This is a genomic window from Tenacibaculum profundi, assembly GCF_052050075.1.
In the GTDB taxonomy this organism is placed as follows: Bacteria; Bacteroidota; Bacteroidia; order Flavobacteriales; family Flavobacteriaceae; genus Polaribacter.
On the sequence record NZ_CP197225.1, the window covers coordinates 3,609,516 to 3,630,522 of the forward strand.

The window sequence follows — 21,007 nt, forward strand, 5'->3', positions numbered from 1 at the left end:
TTTTAGATGATATTCTACTTAGGAAATAAAATAACAGATAAAGTTGAAGAAAAGGTTCGCTTAGGAAGAAATAAACTCAAGTCATGGTCTTATGGTTACGACCATGAACATGACATTATAGTTATATCTAAAGATGGTACTCTTGGATCAGTTTTTTATGTTAATGGAATTCATATTGGTTTGCCAGAACCGCCTTCAGACAGAAAAGAGATTATAAATTGGGATAAAACTACAAAGAATCAAAAATGGAAAAGAGATGAAGAACCGAAAGGGCTAAACTCAAAAACACAGTTTGAACAAAAATACGAGGGGTTTATTGAGAGACAAATAAATCTTCGTCTTTACGGTACCTTTATTTTTATCAAAGGGGAATTGGTTTACATGCCTGGTTCTTCACATTTCTTCTATCAATGGAATAAGTTAGATGAAGGCTACCCAGTCTTTAGAATCATTCAAAACGAATTGCTGATTTATTGGGAAGCCTGTAAAGCTGATCATAGGTGTTATGGTGTAGATTATGTAAAAAACAGGCGTTGGGGATGGACTTCTATTTGCAACTCTGAAGGAATAAATCTTGGAACTTCTAATGAAAACAAAGAAATAGGGATTATCTCAAAAACAGGAAAAGATAGCCGAAAAAACTTTGGAAAATTAGTAAGAACATTTAAAAAGCTTCCTGTCTTTTTCAAACCTTCATGGGATGGTTCCACAACACCGAAAAAAGAATTAGTTTTAACCGAACCAACTCGCAAAAAGAAACTAGGAGAAGATGAAGATGATTTTGAAGAAGGTCTAGACACAACCATCGAATGGCATAATACTGTTTTGAATTCAATGGATGGAGATAAAATTTTCCTGAGTTTAATTGATGAAGGAGGTAAATTCCCAAAGGAATGTCCATTCGATCAGTATTGGAGAATCGTAAAAACGTCACATAGGCAAGGAAAAAGGATTGTTGGTAAATCTATGGTAGGTTCAACGGTGAATTCCAAGAAGAAAGGAGGTAGAGAGTTTGAAACTGTTTTTATGCAATCGGATCCAAGGGAAAGGAGTAAAAATGGACAAACGGCTAGTGGTTTATACAACTTGTTTATCTCTGCGGCTTATGGTTTAGAAGGATTCTACGATACTTATGGCTTTAGTATTGTTGATGATCCAGAAAAACCAGTTCTTAACGATTTAGGTGAATGGATAACTATTGGTGCAAACACTCATTTGGATAATGAGCTAGAAGCCTTAAGAGAAGACCCAGAGGCATATAATGAGCAGTTAAGACAGTTCCCTAGAACTGTTAAAGAAGCTTTCAGAGACGAAAGTGAAGACTGTGAATTCAATTTGTCTAAAATTTTGGAACAAATTGATTACAATAAAGAAGAGCTGGAAGAGAAATTTACTGGAAGTGACCCTATAATAAATAATGATATTGAAAGAGGGAATTTTACATGGGAAAATGGAATTCAGGACACTAAGGTTGTTTGGAATCCTGATCCTTTAAATGGTCGTTTCTGGATTAGAAAAGGTTGTCACCCTCCATTAGAGTATAGAAACATAAAGGAAAAGAAATTTAAAAACGGTGTTCTAGCATGGACACCAAAAGGAGAGCATTTAGGTTGCTTTGGTGTAGACCCATATAATAGAGATAAAAGTGCTGATGGTAGAGGCTCAAAAGGAGCTATACATTTATCAACTACTTATAATACATCTACTTTGCCTAATGATGCATTTATTTTGGAATACATTGATAGAGCAAAAAAAGTCACCATCTTTTTTGAAGAGGTTTTGATGGCTATGGTTTATTATTCAATACCTATGTTGGGTGAGCTTTCAAACGAAGCTTTTTTACAATATATCTCAGACAGAGGATATCGCCATTATTCATTAAATAATCCATTTAAAAGCTATAACCAATTAAACCCAACAGAAAAGAAATTAGGTGGTGCTCCACCCCAAAATTCAAAAATTGCAGATCAACAATTTTACGCTATTGAAAGTTATGTCGAAGACCATATTGGTGTGGCTAGAGATGACAGAAATAGGCCTAAAGGAAATATGGGAGATATGCCATTTACTAGAACTTTAGAACAATGGAAAGATGTTGATTTAAAGGATAGAACAAAGTATGACGCTTTTATTTCAAGTTCATTAAGCCGACTTGGTTGCCAAAGAAGAATAAAGAAGCCAGATGAAAAGAAAAAACCAAGAAGAAACCCATTTAAAAGATACGACAATTCAGGTAATATATCCCAAGCAATATGAGTAAAACAACATTTCCAGACCCATTAGAAAAATGGAGTAATAAGTTAGATGATAGTTATGGTTTAGCCTTTGCAAAAACAATTTCTCAAGATTGGTTTAATGGAGGGTTGACAGATAGCGAGTGTGAATATTCTTATCGTTCAGCAAAGATTCGAGAAAATAGACTTTATGCTAGGGGGGAACAAGACACAAAAAAATATAAAGACTTATTTATGCGTCAAGACGGCGATTTAAGTTTGGTTAATTTGGATTGGCGGATCATAAATGCTTTGAAAAAATTTTGCCGAGTGGTAAGCAATGGAATTAGAGACGATCATTACAAGATTGATATACGAACTAACGATCGACTTTCTTTAAATATTAAAGCTAAAGAGAGGGAAAAGCATTTAAAGAATATGAGAGCAATGCCTTTACTCAAGGAAGCTACAAAATCACTAAAAGTTAATTTAATGCCTCAAGGTTTTGTACCAAGAGATTTACAGGAATTCAATATCTATGATCAGCTAAAAGAAAAGACTAAGATTGAAATAGCGGAAGAAATTATTATTAATCATGTAAAAAAAACAAATCGCTGGTCCATTATTGAAAAAAAGAAGAATAAAGATTTAGTAGAAAATGCAATTTGCGGTGTTCGTATTTATACAGATAGTCGAGAGGGTATTAAAATAGATTCTTTTGATATTGAACAGTTAGTTCATAGTAATGTAACGGAGAATGATTTTTCCGATGCCTTTTATTATGGGGTAGTCGACACTATTACGATCAATGATTTGCAAAGAGAATCCGGTCTTGAAAGCTCAGAATTAAAAAAAATAGCAAAAACGTATTCTAAAAGAAATAAATCCAATGATGATTTTAAGGATATAGGGTGGTGTAAAGTTGATATTTTACGATTTGCATTTAAAACAACGAAAGAGGAAAATTATAAAGTTATCAAAAAGAAGGGGAGTGCCATTCATATTTCCAAAAAGGACGATTCTTTTGAGCCTCCGAAAAGATCAGATTATGAGAAGAAGGTTGATTTTAAAGATACCTGGATGGAGGGTTCCTATGTGATTGGAACCGAATTTATATATGACTACAAAGAGAGTGAGAATATTATAGAAGATGAGTTAAATAAAGCGCAATCACCCTTCGTAGTTTTTTCTTCTGATATGTATGAAAATCGCTTACATTCATTCTTAGATGATATAAAGCCATTAGCTGATGAGCTACAGAACATCCACATAAAAATTCAACATTTACGTTCGGAACTAAAACCGGACTTAATTCATATTGACTTAGACCAATTAGCGGAATTGGAAACCGAAGGAGATAAGAAAAAAAATTGGGAACATTCCTTATCAATTTTAAATGTAAAAGGGGTTGTATTTAGTCAACGCATTAACATGGGAGAAGACGGGATGAAAGATGGTGCAGCAGTGCGTCCAATGTCTCAACAACAAGGAAGTGGTTTAGTTCAACTTTTAAACTTGTATGCTCATTATTATAATCAAATACGAGATATAACAGGAGTGAACCCAGCTCGTGATGGAAGTATGCCACATGATGCACTTTTAGGAGTTAATCAGCTGAATCTTTTGAGTAGCAATACTACCACGGAACATATTGTTGATGCTGCTTTAGGATTTAATAAAAAAGTTGCTGAAGTAATTAGTAGTCGTATTCATGCCATTTTTAGGAATCCAAAGGCCAAACACTTAAGGAAGAAACTCGAAAGAGCTGTAGGTAAACAAAATTTAGAAGCCTTGGAAAGTTTAAAAGATAGGCATTTACATGATTTTGGATTTACCATAGAAATACTTCCGACACAACAAGAAATTACTGAATTCAAAGAGGATTTAGGTTTATACTTACAGCAAGGATTAATCTCTCCAGAGATTAAGAGTGAAGCAGTGCGTATAGCTAAAACAAACATAAAGTTAGCTGTTCAGTACTTAGCGTATATGTCAAGACGAAGAATGGAGCAAATGAATGAGGAAAAGAAAGCTACCATGCAAATGAAAACTCAAAGTGATATTGCTGCAGCAAAACAAGCTTCGTCAGGAAGAATTGAAGAAGAACATATAAAAGCAAAGATGAAAATTACGATTGAAAAAGCTCTCAGTAGCATTAGAGTTGCAGAAGAGGTCGCCATCCAAGAGATAAGAGAGCCAGAAAAAGAGAAAAAGTTTCAGCAAGAAGTTTATTTGGAAAAATTAAAGAAATTATCTGAATTTGATATGGCTAAATTTAAAGAGAAAGCTAAAGACGATAGGCAAAATGTTAAATCGTCACATCAAAGTATGTTGATAGATCAACGAAAAAGAGATTCTGACCCTCATGATTTTAGTTTAGATTTACTTGATTAATTCTTTTTAAGTTCTTATTTAATTCTTTATTGTTTTTATTTAATTCTTTTATTATTTTTGCGTAAACTATAAATTATACTTATATGTCTTTTGGACTTCAATTTGGTAAAGGGGAAACAAATGGAAATACAGATGTGTCTAATCCTTTTGGGAGCGCATCTATCTTATCTACGGGTAAACAAGAAGACAGCACTAACACTCCAGATGGAGGTCAATCAGAGCAAACTAACCAAGTTGAGTTATCGGATGACGCAGTTCTTAGCTATATAAATCAAAAGGTTGGAAAAGAGTTCAAACAATTTGACGATATCTTTCAGGTTAAAGAAAAGGAAATTGAAAAGATCGTAGAAAAAACGGTTAATCCTTATGAGGGGGTAATGGATCAAAATGATATAAATTATTTTGAATTCAAAAAGAATACAGGAAGATCAAGAGATGAATATGATTTTATTCAGAAAGACTTAGACGCTATTTCTGATTTTGATTGGGTTAAGAAAAAACTTCAAAAAATTGACCCAAATAGTAAAATTAGCAATGAAGATGTTAACCAATATTTAGAACATAAGTTAAATATTGACTTAACAGACGAAGATAAAAGTCAGTACAACGCTTTAGAAATAAAATCCTTTGTAAAGGATATAATAGAAGAATCAAAAAAATTACAAGAAGAATATAAAAAACCTACTCAAAATTATAATCCTAATCAGCAAAAAGAGGAATTTGTAACTCTTGAAAACGGTCAGAGAATGTTAAAGTCTCAATACGATACTTTAATGGATGATCGTAAAAAATACATTGAATCAATGAAGCAAGGTGTGAGCAGTGCTGCATCATTAGCGGTTGAATCAATTATTGAAAATGACGGAGAAAAAACACCTCTAAACTTTACCTATGAATTTACGGATGATGACAGGCATAGTATGCTGTCAGATGCTTCAGACGTTGATTCTTTTATTCAAAAGAATTTCATGGGGGAAGATGGTTTGAACCATAAAGAATTGGCAACCTTTATTCACAAAGGAATCAATTTTGATAAATATATGGGGATGGCAATGAAACAAGTTAGAGCTAAAACTATTGAGGAATTCATAGCGAAATCCAATAATGAGAACTTCACACGCAAAGAAATCAAAAAAAATAACAAGAAAACAGGTTATGGAAGTTTTACGGAAAGAAATAATAGTGGGTTTGGAGTTAAATATTAATTTAAAATTTTAAAAATGGCTTTTGAGTTAAAACAAAATACAGTAACGGGACAATCGTCTTTAATATCTCCTTCAGGGCAATTAGCAACATCGGCTAATTTTATTGACCCTTATTCTTATGGAATGGTTTATGCACCAGACCAAATGAGAGAAATCCACTTACAACGAGGAAAGGGAAAGCTACTCCCTTTTTGTTCTATGATGGGTAGTTTGCTCACATTTGCTTCAGATCAAGTACAACACGCAGAGTTAGGTGATTTACATCAATCGCTTCGTGATGTTTCGTTTAACCCAACAAACGGTACATTTACTACTACGACAAAACACAATTTACGTGTAGGCGAAATTGTTATGATTTCTGACGGAACAATGGAAAGGCAAGCTGTGGTTGACCAAATTACTTCCGATACTACTTTCATAGGAAAGAATAAACAAGCAGGAAGCTTTGGTTTAAATGGAAGCTTAACTATTTCTAAGTTCTCAAACAGTTGGGGTAAAGGGGAAGGTAATTTTACAAAAGGAAGAAAAGACACCCCTGAGTTTAAGTATAATTATCCACAAATAATTAAAGATTTTTACGACACCCCCGAATCGGATATGGCGCATAATATATGGGTAGAAACACCCGGTTATGCAGGTGGAGAAGGGTGGTTTAATCCCGAGTTTCAGCGTACCATTGACTCTTACGATAACTTAATTGAATTAACACATCTTTTACATAGACGTTCAGATGATGATTCTGAAGCTACCGCCGCTGGTTATGCTAAAGGAATGAAAAGTATTGTTCAGCAAGTTGAAGAAGGTGGAAATATAGGAAACAGTACTGTGGAAGATATAGAAGAACTTTCTGATATTGCTTTTAGGATTAAGCAACAAGGAGGGGCAACTTCTTACTCATGGTGGCACGATCATAAACAAAGTGCCGCTTTTAGAAGAATGCTTGCATCAGTTAATGCCAATTATTTAAATGGTGGAAATTATGGAATGTTTAACAACAGTAAAGAAACTGCTCTAGAACTTGGATTTAAGGAGGTCTATATAGATGGTGTTACTTTCCATTCTTCAGAACTAACAACCTTAGATGAACCAGAATTATTGGGGTCTCAAAAGTTTAGAAATACGAGTGTTCAATCATTAATGATTCCGTTGGGAGAAGCAAATGTTTTGGAAAATGGAAACCACTATTCAAGACCTCGTTTAACGATTAGATACCGTCAAAAAAATGGTATTAATAGATACCGTAAGACAAAGATTTTTGGAGGTCCTTATGGAACAGAACATAAGGTAGATACTATGGAAATGCACATTGAAACTGAAATGACGAATCAGGTTATTGGGGCAAATCAATTCTTTGTATTCAGAAGAGGAACAGGGGTTTATACTGGAAATTAAATTTAATAAGGCAGTTGTTATGGCTGCCTTTAACAAAGTATTATCATGGGAGAGATTATATATAGATTAAAAGAATTTAAACAAGCAAAAAGTTTTCAAGTTCCGCTAAGGGGATTAACTCTTGAGAAATTTGTTGAAGATTTTAATAGGTTGAAGTCTTTAGGGCAACGCAGAGTTAAGTATGTACCAGGAGCCAATTCAATTTATGAGGAAGATCTAAAAGGAGATTATAAAGCGATTCCTTCTATTTGGTTTGAAAATGGAGAGTTAAGAGTACCCGAATCAGATATACTACTTAATGAAATTTTACAAAAGCATCCTTGGTATGGCAAGTATTATTATATATGGTCAGAAGAGGCAGAGGTTAATCAAAAATTAGCAGAGCATAAAAAGAGAGATGAAGTTCTAACCATCATAAACGAGACTTCAGACGATCAAAGAAAAGCAATTGCTTTGGCTGTTTTTGGAATTAATGCTATTCAGTGGACAGATAGTAAGGCTGAGCTTGAGCTACGTGAATATGCGAGGTTGAAACCTTTTGAATTGAAAAAAGTTTTAGAATCCAAAGATTATGAGAGTAAGTATTTAGCGGCCTTAGCGTTTAACAAGAAAATTGTGAAAAACAATTTAGGAAGTACCGCTGTAGTTTGGAATGATACTGAAGGTGGCGAAATATTACCTTTAGCTCGTGGAGAAAATGGCTTAGTTAAATTAGGTGATTTTCTTTCTAAAAACACAGAAGACAGCTTGTTGGTTTTAAATGCGCTTAATCAAAAAATTGACAACGTAGTTATCTCAAGCCAAGAAGAAAGTTTAAAGAATAATGAGCTTGAAAGGGAAAATGCTGAGTTAAGAGCAGAATTGGCGAAATTAAATAGTGTCTCTCAAGATCAAAGCGAAATAGGATTACTTAGAGACGAGTATTTTAAGAAGACAGGAAAAAAAGTGCCTAATGCCTTTTTAAATAAGGAAGAATGGATAAGAGAAAAATTAGAAGAGCATAGATAAATTTATATTCCCCTTCATTTATTGGTTGAAAAGGTCCTTGTATATAATGCAAGGGCTTTTTGTATTTGATAAGTATTAGAAAAGAATTAAATTATAATTATATTTGTTTGAAAATAATTAAATGGTTTCTGTTAATTCAATTCATAGGCTAGTAAAGGAATGGTCCAATACAGATAGTGTTGGAAACGCAAAACCAGAAAGCATAGACGGATTTATTAACTCATCAGTTCAAGAGTTATATGAAGAAATGTTTTTTGATGTAAATAGGTCTATAAATAGGCAAAATAGAGGATTAGTTAGTACACTTACTGAGAACACTACTCAAAAAATAAGAGATCGAATTCAACACTATCTTAATAAAGAAAATGCACCATTAATTAAGAATACTATTCAGCTTCCGCTTAATCTAAGATATGTTGATTTAATTTATGTTGGAGCCAATGAAGTTGAGCTATGCAAGGATAAAAGAGCATTTCTGTTAAACAAAGATAATGCAAGCAATAGCTATCCAATAGGATTAAGAGATGGCAACAGCGTACAAATATTTCCAGAACCTAAAAGCTCTGTAGAATTGTTTTATTTGAGAGAACCAAAACTAGCTAAATGGACCTACAGGGAGTTTAACGGTGTAGCACTATTCGACCCTTCGAAAAGTGATTTTTCTGATGTAGATATTCATTCTTCTCAGAAGTATGAATTACTTATAAGAGTCCTTCAAAAGCTAGGGATAAACTTAAAGGATAAAGATATTACCGCAATTGCTCAAAATGAAGAACAGAATATGTTTAATAAAGAAATCGCGAACTAATGAAACTTACTCCATTTCAATATCACAATAAAGAAGATTTACATGGTAGCTATCAATATGTAACATTGCAAAAAGTTGTTCAGCATTTTGAGAGAATCTCTTTGGATGATGACAGCCTTTTAAAACACATAAAACGTTCACAGATTATAGCTTCGATAAAGGCTGGCATATCAGATTTGACCTTGAATAAATTGAACGAAGTAAAACTAATGGAAATTCATGTTCCCGAAAGCTTGAGAATAGCATTGCCACACGATTTTGTTTCGTTGGCTAGACTTAGCGTTTTACTTTATGATCAGCTTAGTGAGTCATACAGATTATTTCCTTTAGACAAAAACAATAACATGCACACGGCCATAGCTTACTTGCAGGACCATAAACATGAAATTTTGTTTGACAAAGATGGATATGTACTAAAGGCTGACGCATATAATGCTCAGAATATACCTTATAAAAAATATGTTTTTCATTGTGGAGGGGACGCAAAACAGTACAGTCGAAATGGAGAATATAGTGTGACAGATAAAGAGATCGTATTTAGTAGTGATTTATATGATAAACCAATTGTTTTGGAATATTTTTCTGATGGATTATCATATGACACCTATGGAGAAGAAGAAATAAAGGTTCATAAAGAAATACTTAATGTTCTCATTGATTGGGTTTATTTTGATTTAATACAATTCAAAAGAAATGTTTCTCAATCAGAAAAAATAAGAGCTTCGAATAAACTAAAGTCTAGCCAGCATCAAGCGAAACTAAAAAGATCAAAGTTTAATTTAATCGAGATTGCTAGAAAGGCAAGAAATTCTAATTTTTAATTATGTCTAGAATATCTAATAATTTTGTTTCAGCACGAATGAATAAGGATGTTGACGAACGTTTATTAAGAAAAGGAGAAATAAGAAACGGTTTAAATATTCGTGTAATAAATAGTGAAGGTAGCGATGTCGGAGCTATTGAAAAAAGTTTAAGTAATAAACAACTAACAAGTTTAGAATTAGGATCAGATATAAAGACTATCGGTGGTGTTTCGGATGAATTCAATGAAAGCCTTTATTGGTTTGTAAAAAGTTCTTTAGGAAGCTTTATTATAGAGTATGATATTATAAATAAAGAAACTCAATTTGTTTTAAAAGACACAAGACTTCAAAATGTATTGAACTTTAAAGAGGAGTATCTTATAACATCATCCAGAATACTTATAGATACTGATAATAATTCTAAGTTCCTTTTGATAACGGACAACTATAACCAACCGTTATTTATAAATATTGAAAGAGCTAAAACTTTTATTGAAAACGGCTTTGATTTGGATGATATTATCTTAATTAAACGGCCCCCCATATTTGGACCTAAAATTTCACTAAAATTAAATTCAAGTCGAGAAAACAATTTAGAAGAAAAGTTTTTAAGGTTTGCTTATCGTTATGTTTACCGTGATGGAGAGTATAGTCCATTATCTCCTTTCAGTAGAGTATGTTTTAGACCAAAAGTGTTTGAATATGATTACTATACTTCTACTAATAAAAGCATGATAAACTCATTTAATGAAGTAGAGATAGAGTTTAATTCAGGGAGCAAGAATGTTAAGGCCATCGAGGTTGTTTTTATTGAATGTGGAAAAAATATTATTTACCTAGTAGATAATTTTAATAAGAAAAACAAAGGATGGAGTGATGATACAGATTATAAAACGTCCTTTTCGAAGAATAAAATAACTAGAAGCCTCCCTGAAGAAGAAATTTATAGATTATTCGACGCTTTACCATTGAAGGCTAAAGCATTGGAGCTAATTAACAATACACTCATTTTTGCGAATTATACCGAGAATTATAATTTGGTTAATCAGAACGGAGAGCAAATTTATATTGACTTAGAATTGGGCCAAAATAATGTTCCTTTTTCTGGTGTAGCTGAAAGTTGTAAAACAAATAGAGATTATGAAGTTGCTATCGCTTATTTAGATAGTTACGGAAGGCAGACAACACCTTTGGTAAGTGAAAACAATACTACTTATATTGAACACTTAAATACCAAAAATAAAAATAGCTTGGTTTTAAAAATAAAAAACAAAGCTCCATATTTTGCTAAATACTATAGAGTCTATATTAAACAGAATAAACTTGGATATCATACCATTGTACCTAATATCTTTTATGAAGAAAATAGTTTTGTATGGGTTAAATTAGAAGGGAATCAAAAGGATGCAGTGGTCGAGGGTCAGTACTTAAATGTGAAATCTGATACAAGAAAAGTATTAGACGATATAATTAAGGTAAAAGTAATTGAAGTAGTAAAAAAGGACAAAAACTTTTTAGATACAACAGGCACAGCAGAGTTTAAGCAATTACCTGGTTTATATATGAAGATTAAACCTGAAAAATTTAGTTTGGACTTAGAGGATTTGAATAGGTATTATTTTAATGGTTTTGAATGGAGTACGAGACCCTATTTTCCCATAAAGAATAATAGAAACGTGATACAGCCTCCAATTTTTTACGGAATTAGTTCTTTAAATGACCTTACTATTTCTGGTGATTATTTTGGAAATTCAGATAAAAGCTTCCATATAAAAATAACTTTTCAGGGGGATGGCAATACCACAAAAGATAAATTTATAGTAGAATATAATAATGAGATTATAGTTGAAGAGCAAGAAATTGAGTCAGATATTGAGGTCCCAGTTGCTGATGGTATTTCTTTGAAATTTGAGAATGAAATAGGGCATGTTTATAATGACGAATGGGTCTTGAGAGCTAAATCATGGAGAACAGCACATGATGATTGGACAGGAAGGTCATTAGCTGTTTATAGGGGGTTAGAAGATGATTGGATTGAAACAGGCTCTATTATTGATATAATCTATGAAGAATACAACAATAAGAATCAAAAACTCTATTTTCATTACATATCGACAACTAGTTATGAAAACTTAGAGGAATGGTTTTATGGAGATAAAATCGATATAGATTTTGCAAAAAAGGGAATCGCATCTAATCGATTTTTTTTTAGAAGAGGAGATGTGGGGACTCATGGTGTAAAAGACCCAGAAAGATATGTTAATATCAGTTCTGATGGAAAAACAGGAACTATGAATTTGTTAATTAAGTCCCTTGGGTATGAGGATGGAGGGAGGGATGATTCAACTCGTATTAGATTCATTATTGAGATTAAGCAATTCAAAAACAGAGTTATTTTCGAGACTGACCCAGTAGAAGAGAACTCTGATGTATTTTACGAGACAGAAAGAACCTATAAAATTGATCAAGGGTTTCACCTTGGTTTTGATGATTCCGATACATCGCAAACTGCAAATAGCCACGTCGTTTTAAACCTTCCTTTTTTTAACTGTTTCTCTTGGGGAAATGGTTTTGAAAGCTATAAAATTAAAGATCAGTTTAACGCAAAAGAAATGTCAATTAAAACTAGACCATCTTCGCCAATAGACGATTATAGGGAGAATATTAAAATATCTGGATTGACATATAGTAAGCCTTACGATCAAAGTTTAAACTACAACGGCTTAAACGAGTTTAATTTATCTACATTGAACTTTAAAGACTTGGATGATAAATATGGAGAGATTCAGACAATAATGGCATATAATACCGATTTAGATGTTTGGCAAGAAGATAAAGTACACCAAGTTCAATATGGTAAGACCACACTCTATAATGAAGATGGGAATTCGAATGTGGCTAAGAGCGATTTATTGCTAGGAAGTGTAAAAGCATATGTAGGAGAGTTCGGAATTAGTAAAAATCCTGAGAGCTTAGTTTCTTTTGGTAATTATAGATATTGGACTGATAGAAAAAGAGGAGTAGTTTTAAGAAAGGGGCAAAGTGGTATTGAGGTAATTTCTAATAAAGGAATGACTAATTGGTTTAGAGATTATTTTAAAAACAGTAATAATTTAAAGAATTTATTGGCTTATGATCCACATTATAACCAATTAACTTTATGTTTAAATAATCAAACACTTACTTTTGATGAAAAGGTAAAAGGGTTTACTTCCTTTCATTCGTTTTTACCAGATTGGGCCTTACGAATGAGTAATAACTTTTATACATTTAAAAATGGTCAGTTATGGGAGCAAAACGCTAAAGGAGCAGGGTATAATAATTTTTACGGTGTTCAATATGAATCAAAAGTAACTACTGTTTTAAATGATTTTTCAAAAACTGATATTATTTATAAAACACTCATACAAGATGCTTATGATAGCTGGTCTGTTAGGTTTAAAACAAACTTATCAAAAGGACATCTAAAATCATCTGAATTTCATAAAAGAGGATCACGTTGGTACACACATTTCTTCAAAGATGAGAGCCTAGAAAACCTATACGGAAGTTCACAAGGTTTTGGTACCGCAATAAAAATCAATAAGAATAAGTTACAATTCCATGAAGTACCACCCAATGTAAGTGTTGGTGATATTCTTTGTTTTATAGATGATGGTAATAAAGTTAATTCTCTTGGAAGAATTTTAGATATAAGCTCTAATACGATTTCTATTGACAATAGCAAGCCGATGAATTTGAATTGGTTTTATTTATCAAAGAAAAATAATCGAATTGAAGGTGGAGATATAAGAGGGTACTTTATTGAAATTGAGTTATCAGATAATTCAAGAGAAGCAAATGAATTATTTTCTGTAAGTACTGAAGTTGTTCCTTCTTACATAAAATAAAAAACACCTAAATAAAAGTGTTATGCGGTAAGTATGTTTTTCAACGTTTAGCATATGAGACGTAGGGCAGTAGACACGTATTTTCGCTTCAGTTTTGCATTTAGCTAAATAAAAATATTTTCCGTTTTAAATGGAAAATTTTATGTTTAGTGGACTTTGTAAATAAGAAAAGACGTTTGAGCTTAGCACCCAAACGCCCTATTATGTGTTTTATATACATTGTCGTAAAACGTTTTCGCGTATACGGTCTCTTATTTCACTTAATTTTTCTTCAATTAGGATTTTCCCATCTTTGAAAACCTCTTTTAATTCTCCTTGTTTTTCTTCTTCCCAACTAACTTGGTCATAGAGTTTATATTCTTCATTTTCCAGTTCTATTTTTAGAAGTCCTTTGGCAGATTTTTTTGTTCCATCATCAGTTATTGGGTCTTTAAAAATCTCACGACCAAGACCTTTAACCTCTCCATATGTTGCTTTCATAGCAAAACCAAAGGTATCTCTAGTATTGTATTGGTATGTGAAAGAACCAATACCTAAAACAACATTGGTAGAAGCAAAACCTTTTTGTTTTAAACGTTCACAAATTTGCGTTGCTCTATCTAATGTAATACTATCACCATAAATAGCTCCAATATGACTATCTAACTCTTTAAAACCTTTTTGATTTGTATTTCCTCCAAATGTTTCCCAGAGTAATTCTATAACACCTTTTTTCTCTTCTATACTTTTCCCATTAGGATTACCACAAATAATATCTACAGGATCACCACTATCTGGTCTAACTACGACTTTTCCATCACGAGCCAATACTTCATTTTTTAGATTTGGTAAATACTCTTTTAAAACTTTCCATAAATCCCAAGTATCAGATACTATTGAAACTATTCCGTTTGGATATACTTCTGTAATTAGACGTTTAAATGTTTCTTGCTCACCAGTATTTGTTCCCATACACATTACAGAGTGTTCCGTAGCTGCAACTGAACCACCAATTAACTCATTGTCTGAATTAGCGTTGTAATATTCTTCAAAAAAATCTATTGTAGGAATTGTATCTGTTCCTGTAAAACTTAAGAGATGTCCTGCTGAACTAATTGTTGCTGCTTCTAAACCAGCCATTCCCCTCATTGAAAAATCGTGACCTTGCCAATCTACAAACTCAGGAATAGATGATGTTTCGTTTGCGTATTTATCTAATATCATTCGATATTGTTTAGCGATAGTTGCCGAATTACAAGGCATCCAAACTGTAGTAGATAACAATGTTTCAAAATAATTAGTTAACCAGAAAAAATCGGGTAAAGTATTATACATTGTAAACATAGGAACTCTAATTGGTACAGAAACCCCTTCTGGCAGTGCTTTAATTACCATAGGAATATATCCTAAATCGTGTAAATCTTCAATATGTTTTATTCCTACTGAATTTTCGCCTAAATAGTTATTGATACGTCTACTATATTTAGTACAAACTACTTCTTTTGGTTGATTAAAGAAATTATTTTGAAAATCTTGAATGATGTATCTTTTTATAAAATATTGTAATCCAAAAAACACAACGCTATCTATACCTTCAATTCTACTTTTTCTTGGTGTCCAATTAGAATAAACTAATGTTGTTTGATTAGGGTACTGTCTTCTGTGGTCTACCTTGTAGCCGTCTGTATATAATAATGGATTCATAGTGTTTTATTTAATAATTTCTAAAATATTAATTTGTTCAAATTTTGTTTCTTTTTCAATTGTTTTAAAAGAATCGGTAGTAAATGTTTTATCAAAATATTTATCTATTTCTTCAAATCCTTTACTAAATATTCCGTGACTAATAGCTAAGTATAATTTTCCTGCATTCTTTTCTTTTAATTCATTTGCAAGGCCTAAAAATGTTCCTCCTCCATCACAAATATCATCTACAATTAAGCAATCTTTTCCTTTTAAATCATCTGAATAGACTTTAAATCCAGATAGTTTACCATTTTTAACATCTCGTGATTTAGAACATTCAACTACCTCATAATCTTTAAGATACTCGGCTACTTTATAAATTTTTTTTAAAGCACCTCCGTCTGGTGATATTAATAATAAGTCCTTTGGTAATTGCTTTGTAACTTTTTCTATGAATTTATAGTTTTCAATTACTTTACAGTTATTTAATAGGGCAGGTGTAACTTCTGAGTGTGGGTCAAATATTGTAACAGAGTTAAAGTTTTGATTGTTTATCAAGTCAGCATATACTTTAACCGAGAGGGCTTCTCCCGTAACCATTAATCTGTCTTGTCTTGCTGCTGGAAAATAAGGTAAAAACAAGTTGATTGTTTTTATACCTATATTTCTTAAGGCATTCACAGATAGAAATAGTATTCCTATATCATTAAATGATTTTACTCGATGACTAATGTTTACTTCTTTTACAGCTTCAAGATTTGACTTGATTTTTATGTGTGGTTCTCCCCCTGAAAATGTGAAGTACTCAAATTCAATTTCTTTTTGATTATCGTAAGGTTTAAAATCTTTGTCTAAGTTTAAAATCATATTGCGTTATTTTTACACAAATCTAAATGTTTTTATTTCCTCTGCAAAATTATTTTGTGTTTTTTTTACGCAAACTTAATTTCGAAATGGAAACCATTACTTTCTAACTCTTTATATTTTTTTTGATTAAATTGAAATAGCTTAGCAGGACGTCCACTTACTGGCTTATATATTTTTTCGGTTTCTTCTAAAAAACCAAAACTTAAAAGTTTTTTTCTGAAGTTTCTCCTGTCAATTTTTCTATTTAGTATTGTTTGATATAGATTTTCTATGTCGGAAAAGGGAAATTCTTTTTTTAATAATTCAAATCCGATAGGTTGGTAGTTGATTTTATTTTGTAATCGGGTTAATCCTGTTAGAAGTATTTTGTTATGGTCAAAAGCTAAGTTAGGTACTTCACTTATACTAAACCACTTTACATCTTTTGCATCTGTATCAGCTTTTATAGTAAAGTTTTTAGGGTTCAATAGTGCTAAATATGATATTGAAATAATCCTATCTCTTTTGTCTCTATCTAAGTTCCCAAACGTATATAATTGCTCCAAATAATTTGCTTTTACTCCTGTTTCCTCTTTCAGTTCTCTAATAACTGCTTGGTCAAGTGTTTCGTTATCTCTTACAAAACCTCCAGGTAAAGCCCATTTATTTTTTTCAATTCCAAATTTTTGTTGAATGAGTAATATTTGTAGTTTGTTCTCTGAATATCCGAATACAACAGCATCTACTGCAACCTTTATATTTTGAGGAATTTTCATTTTGTGTTGAATTTACACAAATGTACGGAAGTTTTTTTCAAAAGCTTGTTAGATATTTCGTAGGATTTTCTCCATATCTTAAATTTTACTGTTTTTGATTGTTTTTACTTTGGTATCTTCCTGCTAAAAAACCGATTACCTTAAAAATCATTATTGTAAAAAATGTTGTTTTCATACTACAGATTTAAAAGCCATCAAAGTCTGGCAATTCGTTCAATTCATCTTGTGTCATTAGCTCCTTAGTTAAAACATCGGTACAAAAAGCATTTGCGCGAAACTTCCCGATAAATGTTTACTTGTATTGCTTTCCACCCATCAAAGGGATCTTGTGTGCAATTTCTTTGATAGCTAATAGCTACAATTAATTAGATATATCCTCAAGGTTAGTAATTGATACTTTTATATCTCGAAGCGTTTTATGTTTGGAATAAAAGTCACAAGTCAATTCTTTCATCATCGCACTAGGATATTTTGAATTAATCAACCTTATTAACCTGTTTATATTTTCATCTGAGATTATAACACACTCATCTTCATTAAAAGAAAAACCTAAATCAATTAAATATTTTAGTTTTCTTTCTTTAGTAATCCTATCAGGTTTAGCATAATAACCTTCGCTAATCATACCAGAAAAAACTATTTCCATATGACCGTTCTGACCATATCCAATTTTAGAAGTATGACCAAAACCAAAAATATTCCACCATTTTTTTACCGATTCTGAAAGGTTTTTCATTTTTTCTCTGGCATCTTCGTTTGACACCTTTTCACCTAATTTTTTTCTCAATTCTCTGTTCTCATCATTTAAAGACCTAATTTCTGAAAGTCTTTTTTCTTTTTCTTTAGCCAGTATGCTATCATAATTAGCTTCCTTTAAAAAATCTATGGTGTAACTTTCAGTTAGAGATAAATGTGTTTCTTTCATTCCTTCCGTTAACTTTCCTTCTTTAAGTTGCTCGAAGCAAGAGGCTAGGTTTAAGTGTATATAACCATATAGTTTTTCTAATTTATTCGCTAAATTTCCGTCTTTATCTACTACCAAAGTAGGATCATCGTTTATTCTGAAATTGATTTTTCTTTCTTCCATTTCGTATCGTTTTTATTACAGGTTAAATGTTTACTTATATTGCTTTCCACCCATCAAAGGGATCTTGTGTGCAATTTCTTTGATAGCTAAATAGCTACAGTTCTTTGAATATTACTGAACCTTCCATGACCCCAAATGAAGATTCTTCTTTAAAAAGATATCGCTCTATCGGTTCACCTTCTCTTCTTTGTCTTGTCAGGTACCACAAATCTTTTCCTTTCCAAGTTGCTTCAATCAGTTTTTGACCTTTTGGCAATTTGACTTCAAATTGTCCCCCAAATGATCTAGATCTTTGTTTTTCTGTACAGGAGGTTAGTGTAGTGACTAAGATTATTGCTAAAATTTTAATTGATTTCATTGTATTTATATTTTATTTACTTGCGGAAATGCTACTGTCTTAAAATTGTTCTATTCTTTCTGTTGGAGGATACCACCAAACAAAGGGTTGGAGCATACCATTTTCATAAGGATCGGTTAAAGTATCTGTATGAAATTGCCATTCCTTATCTTTGAAATGATAGAAGCCGATATTTAAAAAACCATCAGGATTTGATGTAATAACATCAACAGAATAATTTTCATCTGCTTTTGAAACTTGCGGATATTCTGTGTTTTTGTGAAATTTCATAGTTTCTATTTTTACTACACAACTTTTAATATTCGATTTGTTCTTTTCTTCTGTTGTATCTCAACATCTTATTAATTATTTTGACTCTTTCTGTATTGATATCTCCAAAAGGATCATCATCTCCATCTCCTGAACCACCAATACTAATAGCGTTTTCTTCAGCCATTGCAAAAAATGCTTCAAATTCATCTTTTTACATTCTTAAAATTATATCTCTTGACATACTAACTACAATTTAAATTGGTTTTTGCTCTATTACAATTTTCTTAAAATCCTCTTCTCCTAAATAATATTTAAGAACATCATCAAAACTTTGTCTTACTTTATTTGAAGGGGCATTTCTTTTTTTAATTAAGTCTTCAACTGTAATTTTAAAAACTTGCTGATAAGCAATTTTTACGCTGATATCTAAACTGTCTTTTAATTCTTGATGATGCTTTAGTAATTCTAATTCTCTTTTCTTCATTCAGTATTGATTTTGATTTCAATTATTAATTGATTAGATGTTACTTTTCTGAATTGAAGAAAACCTTATAAAACTTCATTTTTTTACTCTCATCGAAACCCCTCTCTAAATATTCTGCGGAAGCATCTGGTGAATCGACATCAATTTTAATTTGAATTTTGGTATCTAATTTGATCTCTGTTTTTAATTTAGATTTCTCCTTTTTAAATACGAGATCAGAAACTTCGAATTTATCTTCTATTTGTAGGTCATTTGATTTTTGGAAATTATCTATATATTCTTTAAACAGATTTTTTTGTTTATCAAGAAGAGTTTGTTCTTGAAAATCCGCAATATCAATACTCTCATTTTCTTTAAAATAATCTACCGTATTTGCTAAGAATTTACTTTGTTCATGCTTTCCGAATTCCAGTTTAATTACTTCTTCTGAAAATTCTTTACATAAGTTTATATAATTGTAAGTGTGTAAGTTTCTATCATTAGCATACTTTACATCTAAGAAATTTTTAATCCAGTATTGAGTATCATAATTATTATTATCTACTGATAAAACCACATTTCCTTCAACATCTGAGGAATTTAAAATAAGGCATCCTTTATCAAGTTTTTTTGATGAAATTCCTTTTTGAACAGCTACATCATAACTCTCTTCATCATCTAAATATGTTTGGAAAAAATCTACCTTACTCTCAATTTTAAACACACCTATAGCTTCAACTAAAACATCTCTATATTCGAGTCCATCAAAATAAGCAACAATTACATCACCCGTTTTTATGTTAGCTGAGTTTGATTGTTCATACAAATGATTTACGATGTTTTTAGAATGTTCAATAAAAGAATCTTCTTCCTTAAAAATCTCTATTGAATACTTATTCATCTTGTTTAGACTATTATCAAATCGATGGTTAAAACGATAGCTTTGTGTAACAGAGCTAAAAGGTTTTAAAAGAAAAGGAAGAAATAATTCATAGCTTTTTTCATCAAATTTTATTAATTGTTCCGAAAGTGAATTTTTTCCTGTATTAAATTTATTAGCGACTTTGTGTACAATACACTTATTTAATTCTGATCTCGTTCTTTTTATCATACTTTTTTATTTTGGTGATTATTAAAATGTTTTTACAAGGCAAACATTTCTAAATTGAAATGATGGTTTTATCAGGTTTGGATATTTTTTTTCTGCAATCAACACAAATGAGCTCCGTTTCTTCCCATTCAGCAAAACCCGCAATTATGACTATCGATGTATTATTGTGCTTACAACCTAATACTGAAGGTTTATCTTTTTGACTTATTATCATCGTTTATTTATCCATTCTTTTTTTATTTTTTCTTGCTAAGTCATAATTTCTACAGTTCAAATTGATTTTTACTTTATTACAGACTTTAATTATTCTTCATCTTCCGGGACTGGTCCATATTTTTTTAACATCTTTATGCATTCTTCGTCCCATTCTTCATGTGTATATGGTTTTTCTGAAGCCCCAAAAACGTTGATCAATATTATTGCTACTACTATTACTATTATTTTCATTATTTCTTTTTATTTGAAAATTGAAAGCACAACTTGTTAGCGATATGATTAAAATCTAAAAAGTTTACTTTATCATCTACGTACTCGGCATAAAAAAATGTTGGCACACAATTAGCCAATACATGAAAAAACTCCGGTAATGTTTCGCTTTCTTTCATTTCACTAAATGAAATATGATTATCGCTGTCCTCATCAAAACATCCCTCTTGTAGAGCTGCTATTATTTTTAATTGATATTGATAAATAACCTCTTGTTTTTCTGTTGAATTTTTACTCATTTTATTGTTTA

20 protein-coding genes are annotated in these 21,007 nt (G+C 31.5%); 8 read left to right on the forward strand and 12 right to left on the reverse strand.

Annotated elements, in window-relative coordinates:
- The first annotated feature begins 6 nt into the window (after positions 1-6).
- From ACSIGE_RS14695 to ACSIGE_RS14730, 8 genes are all read left to right on the forward strand, one after another.
- The gene (locus ACSIGE_RS14695; protein ID WP_440880632.1) at positions 7-2,256 is read left to right on the forward strand and encodes a hypothetical protein; all 2,250 of its coding nucleotides are present in this window, start codon (positions 7-9) and stop codon (positions 2,254-2,256) included.
- Positions 2,253-4,607, forward strand: a complete 2,355-nt coding sequence (locus ACSIGE_RS14700; RefSeq protein ID WP_440880633.1) for a hypothetical protein — start codon at positions 2,253-2,255, stop codon at positions 4,605-4,607. Before ACSIGE_RS14695 ends, ACSIGE_RS14700 begins: the two co-directional genes overlap by 4 nt.
- Before the next feature lie 83 nt (positions 4,608-4,690).
- A complete protein-coding gene (locus ACSIGE_RS14705) occupies positions 4,691-5,812 on the forward strand; it encodes a hypothetical protein (RefSeq protein ID WP_440880634.1) in 1,122 nt (373 codons plus the stop codon).
- Positions 5,813-5,827: 15 nt separating this feature from the next.
- Positions 5,828-7,204: a hypothetical protein gene (locus ACSIGE_RS14710; RefSeq protein ID WP_440880635.1), complete on the forward strand. Its 1,377-nt coding sequence runs from the start codon at positions 5,828-5,830 to the stop codon at positions 7,202-7,204.
- Positions 7,205-7,249: 45 nt separating this feature from the next.
- Positions 7,250-8,212, forward strand: a complete 963-nt coding sequence (locus ACSIGE_RS14715; RefSeq protein ID WP_440880636.1) for a hypothetical protein — start codon at positions 7,250-7,252, stop codon at positions 8,210-8,212.
- Between the two features lie 121 nt (positions 8,213-8,333).
- A complete protein-coding gene (locus tag ACSIGE_RS14720) occupies positions 8,334-9,020 on the forward strand; it encodes a hypothetical protein (RefSeq protein WP_440880637.1) in 687 nt (228 codons plus the stop codon).
- On the forward strand, positions 9,020-9,841 hold the full coding sequence (locus tag ACSIGE_RS14725) for a hypothetical protein (RefSeq protein ID WP_440880638.1): 822 nt from the start codon (positions 9,020-9,022) through the stop codon (positions 9,839-9,841). Before ACSIGE_RS14720 ends, ACSIGE_RS14725 begins: the two co-directional genes overlap by 1 nt.
- A gap of 2 nt (positions 9,842-9,843) precedes the next feature.
- Positions 9,844-13,713, forward strand: coding sequence for a hypothetical protein (locus ACSIGE_RS14730; protein WP_440880639.1), 3,870 nt, complete (start codon positions 9,844-9,846; stop codon positions 13,711-13,713).
- Positions 13,714-13,923: 210 nt separating this feature from the next.
- Here ACSIGE_RS14730 and ACSIGE_RS14735 read toward each other — a convergent pair whose 3' ends face one another.
- From ACSIGE_RS14735 to ACSIGE_RS14790, 12 genes are all read right to left on the reverse strand, one after another.
- The gene (locus ACSIGE_RS14735; RefSeq protein WP_440880640.1) at positions 13,924-15,396 is read right to left on the reverse strand and encodes a nicotinate phosphoribosyltransferase; all 1,473 of its coding nucleotides are present in this window, start codon (positions 15,394-15,396) and stop codon (positions 13,924-13,926) included.
- A gap of 6 nt (positions 15,397-15,402) precedes the next feature.
- Positions 15,403-16,245 carry a ribose-phosphate diphosphokinase gene (prs, locus tag ACSIGE_RS14740; RefSeq protein ID WP_440880641.1) on the reverse strand — a complete coding sequence of 281 codons (843 nt, stop codon included), beginning with the start codon at positions 16,243-16,245 and terminating at the stop codon, positions 15,403-15,405.
- A gap of 65 nt (positions 16,246-16,310) precedes the next feature.
- Positions 16,311-17,000 (reverse strand): NUDIX hydrolase, encoded by a 690-nt coding sequence (locus tag ACSIGE_RS14745; protein WP_440880642.1) that lies wholly within the window; start codon positions 16,998-17,000, stop codon positions 16,311-16,313.
- A gap of 361 nt (positions 17,001-17,361) precedes the next feature.
- A complete protein-coding gene (locus ACSIGE_RS14750) occupies positions 17,362-18,087 on the reverse strand; it encodes a hypothetical protein (protein WP_440880643.1) in 726 nt (241 codons plus the stop codon).
- A gap of 94 nt (positions 18,088-18,181) precedes the next feature.
- Positions 18,182-18,445, reverse strand: a complete 264-nt coding sequence (locus tag ACSIGE_RS14755; RefSeq protein WP_440880644.1) for a hypothetical protein — start codon at positions 18,443-18,445, stop codon at positions 18,182-18,184.
- Between the two features lie 39 nt (positions 18,446-18,484).
- The gene (locus ACSIGE_RS14760; protein WP_440880645.1) at positions 18,485-18,715 is read right to left on the reverse strand and encodes a hypothetical protein; all 231 of its coding nucleotides are present in this window, start codon (positions 18,713-18,715) and stop codon (positions 18,485-18,487) included.
- A gap of 25 nt (positions 18,716-18,740) precedes the next feature.
- Positions 18,741-18,881, reverse strand: a complete 141-nt coding sequence (locus ACSIGE_RS14765) for a hypothetical protein (protein WP_440880646.1) — start codon at positions 18,879-18,881, stop codon at positions 18,741-18,743.
- Between the two features lie 69 nt (positions 18,882-18,950).
- On the reverse strand, positions 18,951-19,181 hold the full coding sequence (locus ACSIGE_RS14770) for a hypothetical protein (protein ID WP_440880647.1): 231 nt from the start codon (positions 19,179-19,181) through the stop codon (positions 18,951-18,953).
- A 40-nt stretch (positions 19,182-19,221) separates the two neighbouring features.
- Positions 19,222-20,271, reverse strand: a complete 1,050-nt coding sequence (locus ACSIGE_RS14775; protein WP_440880648.1) for a nucleoid-associated protein — start codon at positions 20,269-20,271, stop codon at positions 19,222-19,224.
- 49 nt (positions 20,272-20,320) lie between these two features.
- Positions 20,321-20,485: a hypothetical protein gene (locus ACSIGE_RS14780; protein WP_440880649.1), complete on the reverse strand. Its 165-nt coding sequence runs from the start codon at positions 20,483-20,485 to the stop codon at positions 20,321-20,323.
- 89 nt (positions 20,486-20,574) lie between these two features.
- On the reverse strand, positions 20,575-20,718 hold the full coding sequence (locus ACSIGE_RS14785) for a hypothetical protein (protein WP_440880650.1): 144 nt from the start codon (positions 20,716-20,718) through the stop codon (positions 20,575-20,577).
- Entirely contained in the window at positions 20,718-20,996 is a 279-nt protein-coding gene (locus tag ACSIGE_RS14790; protein WP_440880651.1) for a hypothetical protein, read from the reverse strand. The genes ACSIGE_RS14785 and ACSIGE_RS14790 overlap by 1 nt, the downstream gene beginning before the upstream one ends.
- Between the last annotated feature and the right edge of the window lie 11 nt (positions 20,997-21,007).